This is a genomic window from Paenibacillus ottowii, assembly GCF_050516475.1.
Taxonomy (GTDB): Bacteria; Bacillota; Bacilli; order Paenibacillales; family Paenibacillaceae; genus Paenibacillus; species Paenibacillus ottowii.
On the sequence record NZ_CP191577.1, the window covers coordinates 4,926,153 to 4,937,885 of the forward strand.

At 42.7% G+C, this 11,733-nt stretch carries 8 protein-coding genes; 1 reads left to right on the plus strand and 7 read right to left on the minus strand.

Annotated features, from left to right (window positions below; translation table 11 throughout):
- Positions 1-146 precede the first annotated feature (146 nt).
- Positions 147-2,993 (plus strand): alpha-amylase family glycosyl hydrolase, encoded by a 2,847-nt coding sequence (locus ACQQ6X_RS22955; protein WP_305167191.1) that lies wholly within the window; start codon positions 147-149, stop codon positions 2,991-2,993.
- A 104-nt stretch (positions 2,994-3,097) separates the two neighbouring features.
- Here ACQQ6X_RS22955 and ACQQ6X_RS22960 read toward each other — a convergent pair whose 3' ends face one another.
- The 7 genes from ACQQ6X_RS22960 to ACQQ6X_RS22990 all read right to left on the minus strand — a co-directional run bounded on the left by ACQQ6X_RS22960 (position 3,098) and on the right by ACQQ6X_RS22990 (position 11,688).
- Positions 3,098-4,567, minus strand: coding sequence for a glycoside hydrolase family 32 protein (locus ACQQ6X_RS22960; protein WP_430493605.1), 1,470 nt, complete (start codon positions 4,565-4,567; stop codon positions 3,098-3,100).
- 26 nt (positions 4,568-4,593) lie between these two features.
- On the minus strand, positions 4,594-5,829 hold the full coding sequence (locus tag ACQQ6X_RS22965) for an MFS transporter (RefSeq protein WP_305167193.1): 1,236 nt from the start codon (positions 5,827-5,829) through the stop codon (positions 4,594-4,596).
- Positions 5,830-6,028: 199 nt separating this feature from the next.
- The gene (locus ACQQ6X_RS22970; protein ID WP_305167194.1) at positions 6,029-7,012 is read right to left on the minus strand and encodes a LacI family DNA-binding transcriptional regulator; all 984 of its coding nucleotides are present in this window, start codon (positions 7,010-7,012) and stop codon (positions 6,029-6,031) included.
- Positions 7,013-7,243: 231 nt separating this feature from the next.
- The gene (locus ACQQ6X_RS22975) at positions 7,244-7,903 is read right to left on the minus strand and encodes a histidine phosphatase family protein (protein ID WP_305167195.1); all 660 of its coding nucleotides are present in this window, start codon (positions 7,901-7,903) and stop codon (positions 7,244-7,246) included.
- Between the two features lie 166 nt (positions 7,904-8,069).
- Positions 8,070-8,963 (minus strand): carbohydrate ABC transporter permease, encoded by an 894-nt coding sequence (locus ACQQ6X_RS22980; RefSeq protein WP_305167196.1) that lies wholly within the window; start codon positions 8,961-8,963, stop codon positions 8,070-8,072.
- Between the two features lie 13 nt (positions 8,964-8,976).
- A complete protein-coding gene (locus ACQQ6X_RS22985; RefSeq protein WP_305167197.1) occupies positions 8,977-9,888 on the minus strand; it encodes an ABC transporter permease in 912 nt (303 codons plus the stop codon).
- A 63-nt stretch (positions 9,889-9,951) separates the two neighbouring features.
- Positions 9,952-11,688, minus strand: a complete 1,737-nt coding sequence (locus ACQQ6X_RS22990; RefSeq protein ID WP_305167198.1) for a sugar ABC transporter substrate-binding protein — start codon at positions 11,686-11,688, stop codon at positions 9,952-9,954.
- Positions 11,689-11,733: the final 45 nt, after the last annotated feature.

Genomic DNA, 11,733 nt, shown 5'->3' on the forward strand with positions numbered 1-11,733 from the left:
CGTGTACAATGATTGTTTTCCAAATATACAACGAAGGAGGCGATCAATGAATCCATTTTATCAAAATAAATGCCTTTCTTTTTTTTACTTTTTAATGCAACCGATTGCATTATCTATCCTACTAAAATTATCAGGAGGTTGTTAACTTGCTAAGAAAAAAAACGGGGAGTTTTATTTCTTGGTTGATTATTGTAGCGCTTTGCTTCAACTTCTTCGGTTTACCCGGTGTAGCTTCGAGCAACAACAATTATAAAGCCACCTACATGAATTCCACAGCGACTGCTCTTCCATCGACCACCGCTTCGATCACTTCTACCGTTACCGCAACATATGCACCTACCACAACACTTAATTCAACTCAAACTGGGTTAACGGTTCACTTTAAGAAGCCTTCAAGCTGGAACCCAGCGATTCGAATCCATTACTGGAATCTGAATCCGGCAACTGTTCCAATAAGCGGGGCGTGGCCGGGAATTTTGATGAAGTCGGATGGAAACGACTGGTACAGTTACACCATTGCCGGGGCTATGGGCTCAAGTCTCATTTTTAATGACGGTAGCGGCAAACAGACGGCCGACTTGTCCCGCAGTGTGAAAGAGGGCTGGTATTACACAGATAACACATGGTATGATGCCAACCCGGAAATGCCCAAAATTCCAGCGATTTCTGCCTCTCCTGTACCCAAAACATACGATTCGTCCCAAACGGTGACGCTGTCCAGTACCAACAGTGACGATAAGATTTACTATACGCTAGACGGTTCGACACCTACGACATCCTCGACCTTGTATACCTCTCCAATTAAAGTTGCTTCTTCTTTGACTATCAAGGCCATCGCTGTCAATTCAATCGGCCAAACTGGAAATGCATCCTCTTTCGATTATGTGATTGACCTGAATACAGATCTGCAAGCTCCGACAATCACAGCGAATTTACCTGCCGGGCATTCCGATTCCTCGGTGACTGTATCCTTCACTATCAAAGATAACAAGGCGGCAACGACCAAGACATACTATACGGAAGATGGTACGGAACCAACTATAAGTTCAAAAGTTTATGTCCTTGGCAATGCTCTGAACGGATTGACCGGACCGTCCATCCTTATCTCTAAAACCACGACATTAAAATTTCTCGTTATAGATGGTGCTGGAAATCAAACCAAACAAAGCTTTGTTTATAATATTGGAGATAAGGGCGATTTTCGGGAAGACACTATTTACTTCGTGATCACTTCCCGGTTCTATGATGGTGACCCAAGCAACAATGTACATGCATGGGATGATACCAAAGCGCGTAATCCGGATTCGGACCCGGCTTGGAGAGGAGACTTCAAGGGGCTGATTCAAAAGCTCGACTATATCAAAGCCCTCGGGTTCAGCGCCATCTGGATTACACCTGTTGTGCAGAATGCCAGCGGTTATGATTATCATGGTTACCATGCGATAAATTTTTCCAAAGTAGACCCTAGATATGAGTCGGCAGGAGCTTCTTATCAGGATTTGATCAATGCGGCCCATGCCAAAGGGCTGAAGGTTATTCAGGACATCGTCGTCAATCATACTGGTAATTTTGGTGAAGAGAATCTGTACCCCATGTTTAAGAAAGATCCGGCTAAACCAGATACTGCTAACAACTTGGTGAAAACTACAGATAAGCTGCCGTCAAACTATGATACTTTGACGCCTGATCAGCAATATCAGGCAAGGCTCGATTTAATGAAGAACGAAGGAACGAATAATAACATTTACCATACAGAGAAAAGTCTTTCCTGGGAATCGTATACAGTTCAAACCGGACAGATAGCGGGCGATTGTGTGGACCTGAACACAGAAAATCCTGCAGTTAACAAATATCTAATTGATACCTACAATCACTATATTGACATGGGGGTGGACGCTTTCCGTGTCGATACGGTGAAGCATGTGAGCCGGTATATTTTCAATAAATACTATATTCCTGCCTGGAAGACAAGAGGCGGCTCGGACTTCTATATTTTTGGAGAAGTAGCCACTCGTTACAGAGATGTATGGAACAGTGGAATTCCAGCGATCTCGACGCCATTCTATACTTGGAAAAGCTCGAAATCGTATCCGGGCGATGGGAAAAATGACTACGCCTCCAATAAAGCGTCAGTTGAAAAAGAGTGGGCGGACAACTCTACTACAGCAGGACAGCCAACCTCGAACAATGCTTTCTTAAACGGAAATACCTATCATAAGCCTGACTATTCGATGAAATCGGGTATGGATGTGATTGATTTCCCAATGCATTGGGCATTTAAGAGCGCTCATGAAGCATTCAATATGAAAAGTGGCGACCAATACTATAATGATGCTACGTGGAATGTAACCTATGTCGACTCACATGACTATGCGCCTGACCAGGCTCCAGAAAATCAAAGATTCGCGGGTACACAGGATACTTGGGCTGAAAATCTCGATCTGATGTTCACCTTCCGTGGAATACCCGCTATTTTCTACGGTTCCGAAATTGAATTTCAAAAGGGTGCAGTCATTGATCCGGGTCCAAACGCACCGCTAAGCAAAACGGGACGGGCTTATTATGGCGATCATATAGAAGGCAATGTTACGGTACAAGATTACGGCAAATACACCAATGCTACCGGTACGCTTGCGGAATCGCTCAACCATCCTCTGGCGAAACATATCAGACAGCTTAATTTAATCAGAAGAGCTGTTCCCGCCTTGCAAAAAGGCCAGTATTCCACAGAGAATGTGTCGGGCGATCTGGCGTTTAAGAGAAGATATACCGACAGCGACAAAGGCATTGACAGCTTTGCATTGGTCACGATTTCGGGCAACGCCACGTTTACCGGCATTCCCAACGGAACCTATGTGGATGCAGTGACTGGTGATTCCAAAACTGTTACTGATGGCAAGATTACCCTGACATGCTCTGGTAAAGGAAATGCACGGGTATATGTATTGAATGGCAGAGGCGGAATTGGAGAAACGGGAAGCTATTTGAAGTAAACTGTAGAATTAGTTAACTGAAGCAACCTCAGTTCGGTACTGCATCGTGAAAAGGTTGCTTTCTAAGTCATGCAACGACTCAGAAAGCAACCTTTTTCATCGAGTTATTCAGTTTGCCAGATATCTTTCAATTTCCAGTATGTCAATTCATTTATTATAGCCTCTCCGCCCTCCGATACGAGTTCTATGCCTAGCAGTTTTTCACTTGGATAGATACGACTGGTCATCGTAGCTTCCCCTTCATTCGCAAATATTTCAATGGAAGAGCGATCCAGAAATACATGCAACGTCAACTGTCCCTCTGCACTTAAGGTTGTTTGACGTACTCCATCCGTTTTCTTGCCTGATTTAGAGCAATCAAGCATAAGTTTCTGACCCAGGATAGAATAAGTAATAACTGTCTCCTCTTCACCTGTTCCGCGAAGCTTCAAGCCTACCAGGTCTGAACTTGACTTTGTCAGGTCGAACACGACCTTCACTTCAAGCAGATCCGCTTCAACTTCCGCCAAGTAACTTCCACAAATAGCGTGAGATTGGTACAAAACATGTTCGCTTTGACGAAGCAACTTCATTTCCTCTACTGGATTCATCAGCAATTTATTATTGGTGCCCAACGTAATTACACGTGGGATCGTCAGCGCTCCGGACCAGCCGTCTGCTTTTGTCGGCATATCCGATTCCCACATATCCATCCAACCAATCGCAATGCGGCGACCTTGATCATCTAGAAAAGTTTGAACCGCATAGAAGTCATGACCGTTATCCAACTCGATGAACTCTCCATGCTTATATTCATTACTATCATAATTATATTCGCCAACATAATATCCCGTCTGGAACAAGTTATTGTACTTATCTCCTTGTGCTTCGATACCTTGTGGGGAGAACATGAATATATGCTTATCGTTCAGTTCAAAGAAATCAGGGCACTCCCACATGAAGCCCATATTCTTATCTCCCTGCAGAAGCACACCATGATAGGTCCAAGTTCTAAGATCAGGAGATGTATATAGAATAACACGCGGCAGATCTTCTTTCGTGCTGTTACCTAGGATCATGTACCATGTATCCTCATGCTTCCATACCTTCGGATCACGGAAATGCTGGGAGCTATCTGTCGGAGGTTCAGCGATTACGGGATTCTGCCTTAGTTTTGTAAAATGAATGCCATCTGTGCTTACTGCCACATTTTGATTTTGGAAAAAGATATTATTGGGTTGATCAATATAGTGATGGCCAGTATAGATCAATGTCAGTTCGCCGTTATTATCTACTGCGCTTCCTGAAAAGCAGCCATCAAGATCACACGCATCTCCTGGTGCTAATGCAATCGGACAATACTCCCAATGTACAAGGTCTTTACTCTTCACGTGACCCCAATGCATTGGACCCCAGTTCTCATTATAAGGATGATGCTGATAGAAGGCGTGATATTCACCTTTAAATTGAATTAATCCATTGGGGTCGTTAATCCAGTTTGCTGGTGCCATAATATGATAACCTAATCGATACCGCTTGTTCATTTTCGCTTCTGCCTGTTTTAATGCTTCCTCAGCTTGCTTCGTATTGTTAATATATGTGCTGTTCATTTGTCTTCCTCCTATGCTGTTTTCATATGCTTGTTAGGCTTGGGATCCAGCTTTTTCGGTTCTTTCTTTAAGGTAAAGATTGAGATGGTTGTAAAGGCAAATACGAAAACACCCATAATTACGTACGTATTTGCAAAGCCTCTAATGTCATAAGACATACCGGCGATTGGCGAGAAGATCGAAGCTCCTACCTGACTCGTAAACTGGTATCCCACCAGATACAAGATTGAGGACAGACGCGTATCGAAATTAGCTGCCAAGTACTTAAATACGGAGATCAGCATGATTGGCAGTTCCAATGCATGAATCAATTTCATAGCTGAGATACCGTAAGGTCCTATAACTAAGCCTGAACCCATGATCCGGAACGCCATCAAGAATCCTGCCAATATCAGACTTTTCTTTGCTCCAATTTTGTTGACAATGAAAGGCGCTAAGAACATCATGCCTGCTTCCAGGAATACTTGTAGAGAATTTAAATAACCGTAAACTTGATTGCCTAAAGCAACCGTGGAGAACGTCGATGAAAAGTAATTCGGAAACTGCTGATCATACACATTGTAAATACAGGTAACACCAAGAACATATAAAATGAAGAACCACAAATGCTTATTTGCAAACAAATAGCCGATTTGCTTAAAGTTAACAGATTCTGCTCGTTCCACCTCAGATTCTGTCATTTCAACTTTAATTGTCATCATAATGATAAACAGAATGACAGCAGATACTGATGCAATCCAGAAGTTAATGTTAGGGTTGATATTGAAGAGCTGACCAGCGAAAAATGTTGCTGCTGCCCAACCTAGCGAGCCCCACATACGAGATTTTCCGTATTCAAAGTCATATTTTCGGCTGATTTTCTCTACATAAGATTCGATAGCTCCGATCCCCGCCAAAAAAGCAATACCCAAGTATAGCCCGCCTACAATGGCGCCGAGAAACACATTGTATTGAAGCAACGGCCCATAGATAAAAATATAGAAAGGGCCAACAAATAAAAGTAAAGAGCTGATTAGAAATAAAATATGCTTCTTCAACCCGATTTTATCAGATATATAGCCGTAAAGCGGTTGCATACATAGTGCAAAGATAGCGTTTACAGTAAAGATAACACCTGTTTCAGCACCATTCAGACTGATTTCTTGCCCTAGCCAGATGGAAAACAATGAATAACTTGCTGACCAAGTAAAGAAAAAAAAGAAGAAATAGGCACTTAGTTTCCAGTACATGCTCTTTGACTTTCCCATATTGAACGCTCCTCTTAGTTGAACATTTAATGTAAATGAAAGCACTTTCGTATTTACAGACTGATTATATGTCAACCGCTTTCATATGTCAACCGCTTGACATATCTTCGAAAGAAAAAGAGCTCTCCTCTTTGATTTCAATTACTCCAATAAGGTTAGCTCCACCTTATACATAATGCTGAAAACTATGGAAATTGTATTAAGCTGTACTAGCTTCAATAAGTTTCACGGGTAGATAGGTTTCTCGCGGGACATCACTGAAGCCGCCTTCAATTTCTTTAATAAGTAACTCTATGGAAGATTTCGCGATCTCCTGTATTGGTTGCTGAATTGTTGTTAATTCAGGAAGAAGATTACGGGTTGTTTCTGTTCCGTCATATCCAATTACGCGGATATCTTCAGGAACCCGTTTTCCTCTTCTTCTTGCTTCAGCAATAAAAGACGCAGCCACCATGTCGTTACTCGCGAACAATCCATCTACTTCAGGATGTTCATCAAGTAAGCGTTTAATCGGTTCATCGTGATTCTGTTGGTGAAAGGGATCATGTACTTCATAGGTAATTGCCTCTCGACCATACTGTTCCATCACATCTTCATATGCTTTTCTTCTTAAGCTTGCTGGTGTTTCCAATTCAACAGGACCATTGATGTGCAAGATATGCTTGCATCCCTTTCCAATAAGCAGCTCTGACGCCAGTTTTCCGCCCATATAATTATCTGATCCTACAACTGGGATTGAATCGGATAGGAAACGATCGATGGCAATGACGGCAATATTCTTCTGTTCATAATTTACGATACCTCGGTTGTGTGTACCAACGATAATACCATCAACTTGATTTCGCATAAGCATATCTACATATGACTCTTCTTTATCCAACTGATTCAAACTGTTACAAAGCAACAGCTTATAGCCTAATGACGCACAGATATTCTCTATATGAAAAGTCAGCTCTCCGAAAAATGGGTTGCTTGTAGTTGGAATGATTAATCCAATCAGATTTGTTCGTTTACTAAATAATGACCGAGCCACATCATTAGGAAAATAATTTAGCTCCTGCATCGCTTTATGAACTTGGTCCTTCGTTTCTTGACTGATATAGCCACGATTATTAAGTACGCGAGAAACCGTAGTCGGTGAAACTCCAGCTAATTGTGCAACATCATTAAGTTTTGGTTTCATTGATTCAACCTGCCTTCTCTCCATGCCAAGTTTCCAATTATTCTATTATTTTAACATGGTTAAACGTGAAAAAACATGTCTCCAGCCTTCCGTGCTATATTTACAGTGACATCGTCGATCTTGTATACGAATTTCAAGCAAGACATAAAAAAGTCGAGCATAGGGAATAAATTAACTCCCTGCTCAACTTCTGCCCTGCCAATCATTACCCTTAATCTGCTATTTTTATCTCTAAAAGTTCTTAGTATTTAACTCCTCTAAAGATATTTGTGTAATCACTTCAAAACCTTTGCCTACTCCATAAGGCTTTATAACGATAGTTCCCATATCTGAAATTTCGCCTAAACCAATCCCCTTTGGGAAACTATGGGCGATAATGACCCTATTACTACCAGGGGACGGTTGGATTTCCAAGATTGATTTGAGAGAACTTAATATCCATTCCTGTTCTATCGGGTTCAAAACGCCGCTCAATCGATAAATTTGATACCAAAAAGGATTAACTTGAACATTCTCCCATCCGAAAGCTAAAGCAGTCGTTTCCTGGGTTCTGCAAAAAGGACCAGCGATAATTGGAAGTTCAAGGGGGATGCGTAAGCTGCGTAGTAATTCTCCATAGGCTATAGCCTGTCTTTTACCTTTTTCAGAAAGGTTCCTTTGGGTAGAGCAATTCTGGAAGTTAAGGTATGGTTGATCTATTCCCTCTGTTGCTTCTGCATGCCTCGCATAGAGAATATATCCGCCTTGTCGAAGTGAGTCTACCAACGAAAAGTTGGACAGTACCGCCTCTTGAATAAGAAGAATTCGTCTTAATACACCGTGTTCACGCAGCAAGTCTTCAGTAGGTGAAATCATTTCCGATTCTGTTACATTTTCACCGGATAATGGCATCAGGTCACTTCCCCACGTTTAGGCTTTTTTACAGATCTTTTGGCGTCTATACAGCCTATTCGTGAAGCGACAAATAAATACGATCATGCTAAAAATCAAGAACTGCCTTGAGTACAGGGAGTCAACATTACTATCTTGAAAGCTCCGTGGATATAACAGCATACAATTACTCTTTTACTGATCCTACAACAATTCCAGTCACAAAATATTTTTGAAGCAGCGGATAAATCAGCAGTAGCGGGATGACGGCGACTACGATTTTTGCAGCATTTAGATTTTTGTTTGAAATTTCAGTCAGGTTGCTGAGTTGTGCTGAGTTGGTGCCGGATTGAAGAAGCTCCGCAATATTCACATTAAGGGACTGAATATAAGTCATTAACGGATAATTGCTGACTTGGGTCATATAGATCAGTCCGCTGAAGAAATCATTCCATGTTCCCACAATACTGAATAGTGCTACCGTCGCCAGCGCAGGGATGGACACGGGCACATACACTTTGAACAGGACCTGCAGCGGACTCGCTCCATCGATGAATGCTGCTTCTTCAAGGGCCTTAGGTACAGCAGAGAAGAAGTTCATGACAAGGATGACACTGAATATAGGGACAGCTCCTGGTAGAACAAGCGACCAAATTGTATTGAGCATATCGAGGTTTTTGATCAGCAGATAACTTGGGATCATCCCGCCACTGAACAGCATGGCAAAAATCATGATATTCATATAGATGTTTCTGCCCCTAAATTCCCTTTTCGACTTGGAAAGCGGGTAGGCCATTAGAACAATAAGAATCATGTTGAGAAGAAGTGTGAGCACAACACGTAGAACAGATATGCCAAAGGAACGCCAGAACTGAGCATCATCGATAATTTTCGTATACGCCGCGGTTGTAAAATTGACCGGTATGAGACCTACAGCATTAGCTGACACGGCCTCGCTGCTGCTAAATGAAATCGCAACGATATTCCATAATGGAAGGAGGCAGATCAATGCCAGCAATATGACAATGGTATAGATGACTAACCCGCCAATTCGACCTTTTGGGCTCTTAGAATATGACACAGGGTTTGCCTCCTTAAAATATTTTACGGTCAGTGTATTTTTTGGCCAATTGGTTGGCGGACAATAGCAAAACAATACCGATCACTGACTTGAACAGGCCAACAGCCGTACCGAAACTATATTGTCGCCCAACGAGTCCAATCCGATATACATAAGTATCCAGAATATCTCCCGACTCATAGACAACTGGATTATACAGATTATAAATTTGATCGAAGCCTGCGCTCAAAATATTGGTTAGACTCATCACTCCCATGAGCAGGATAATAGGCAGCATGCCTGGCAACGTAATATGCCATACCTTTCTCCACCAGCTGGCTCCATCCATTCCTGCCGCTTCATACAGACCTGGATCAATTGAAGTAATTGCAGCTAAATAAACGATGGAACTGTAACCAAACTCCTTCCACACGTCTGTTCCAATGATCAGCGGCTGGAACCAGGTGTTGCTGCCGAGAAAATTAATATTCTCCAGACCGAAAAAAGCCAAAATTTGATTCACAATTCCATCCAAACTGAACATGTTAACAACCACAGACGCTAGAACTACCCAGGATAGAAAGTGTGGCAGATAAACGATTGTCTGTACGGTTTTTTTAACGAATCTAATGCGGATCTCATTTAACAAAATGGAAAAAATGATAGCCATCAGTGTTCCCAATAGAATCTTGGCAATGGCAATCACCAACGTATTACTAAAAACCTGTGCGATGTCCGGCAGCTTAAACATATAAATAAAGTGCTTCAGCCCTACAAATTTAGAGCCAAACATCCCCTTGGCTGGTATATAATCCTGAAACGCCGTAATGACACCGACCATCGGAACATAGCTGAATACAAGCAAAAATAAAATACCTGGAAGCATCATCAGATGATACATGGCACCCGTGCCCAATCGGCTTTTTGCATTATTCCCCTGTTTCATGGAGGGACCCCTTTCCTAAAGCAGGGCTGCGTATTCGCAGCCCTGCTTTCAGTTCATGATTGTTTATTTTTTGGATGCAACCTCATCTTTAATTTCCTGAATTACCTGATCACCGCCTTGCTTCTTCCAATTGCTAACGAATGTATCGAAGTAATTCAGAGGTTCTGCACCTGTCACGATTTTGATGAAAGATTCCTGCTCCATCTTGGTCAGATTAGCCCAGGTCTGTTTCATGCTTAGTGTAGTTCCGGAGAAAGCGGGTGTCATCCATACAAATTTGTTTTCCCGTGTCAGTTTGTCAATGAGTCCCACTCCATTAATACGCGAGTGATATTTCGACCAGGCTGTTACGTTATCCGTATCCATATTGCTCAAGTAAGTTTGGATACTTTTAATATTGTTCTTTGATTCTGTTGTCCGGACCTGATCCAAACTTATCTCTCCTTTAATCCCGCGAACGATATCAGAGTAGTCATCCAGTAACGAGGTAGCCGAGTTGACTTCAATATTAAACGGTCTGGTAGAACCGTCTACGCCGTTCTCTTGATACTTGGCAGCTTCTGGCATAGTTGTGCCCACATTTTTATCATTTGCCAGTTTATCGTAGAAAAGGTTTACAATTTTAACGGCGAGTTCTGGGTGTTCGTATCCTTTTCTTACAACGATAAACTGATTAGCAGGATTGGCGTGTGCCACGTTTACCTTTCCATCTGCATCCTCCAAAGTGTAAGCCATGAATTTCGCATTCTTATCCTTCTGCTTCACATTGCCCAGACCCCAGTCGGGAATATGCCATGGTGCAAAAGCAATACCGCATTGGCCGTTGGTGTACAGTGCCGTAATATCATCAAATGTGCGTGTTCCAAATTGCGGATCGATGATGCCTCTCTTGAACCAATCTGCCATGACGCCTAGCATCTGCTTGGTTTCCTCTGTTGTTGAGCCATAAACAATGCTGCCGTCTTTAGCCTTCATCCAGTACTGAGGGAATGAACCCTTCGTTGAGGCAACTCCAAGCATGGTATAGGCAGAACCATTATAGTCAGTTGTATTCAGGGTGTTCACAAAGGGTATGCCTACCGGTTTCCCGGTTTGGCCCGGATCTCTTTTCAAGAATTCCTCGGCCGTTTTCTCCACATCGTCCAGCTTGATGGCACCATCTCCGTCTGCGTCAAGCTGGATTCCCAGTAGATCCAGCCAATCCTGACGAACCCAGACCATGGTTGGTGCGGAATCTAGAGAAGTAGCTGGAAGCGCCATTAAACGTCCATCTATCGTCGCATTGTCTAACGCCCGACCCTCATAAGAGTCGTAAATATTCTTGATATTATCTGTGGCATACTGTTTGTAAATTTCCGTCATATCTTCAATCAGATCATTATCTACCAGCTCTTTGAGTTCATCCTTGGAATCGACACGCATCATGTCAGGCAGTTCTCCAGAGGCGATGGCGAGCGAAACCTGACGGCTGTAATCTTCTCCGTTGGCTTCAAATTGGTCTTTAATCTGAGCGTTAAACGCTTTTTTGACCAGTCGAGTATACGCATTGTTCTCATACGAATCTCCAGCCGGCAGTTTCGGGTTGGCCGTAGTCACACGACCCATCGTGACGGTTATTTCGTCTTTATAAGCACTGAATGGGTCTCCGGGTGTTACCTCATATTTGCCCGCTTCCTTCGCAGTGGGAGGGTTGGATGAAGCCCCACAGGCTGCAAGGGTTGAAATCATCAGGGCAGATATCGACAGCACGGCCAGACGTCTCGTCAACAATTTGCTTTTTGCGGACCATTTAGTTGTCATCTCATTCGATTCCCCTTCGTTCTGAATATTTCTCTATCATTGTTG

Bases quoted from the DNA above. Each gene is read 5' to 3' on its own strand.
- ACQQ6X_RS22970 (WP_305167194.1), bottom strand. From the start codon at position 7,012: ATGAAACCAAAACTTAATGATGTTGCACAATTAGCTGGAGTTTCACCG.
- ACQQ6X_RS22965 (WP_305167193.1), bottom strand. From the start codon at position 5,829: ATGGGAAAGTCAAAGAGCATGTACTGGAAACTAAGTGCCTATTTCTTC.
- ACQQ6X_RS22975 (WP_305167195.1), bottom strand. From the start codon at position 7,903: ATGCCATTATCCGGTGAAAATGTAACAGAATCGGAAATGATTTCACCT.
- ACQQ6X_RS22985 (WP_305167197.1), bottom strand. From the start codon at position 9,888: ATGAAACAGGGGAATAATGCAAAAAGCCGATTGGGCACGGGTGCCATG.
- ACQQ6X_RS22990 (WP_305167198.1), bottom strand. From the start codon at position 11,688: ATGACAACTAAATGGTCCGCAAAAAGCAAATTGTTGACGAGACGTCTG.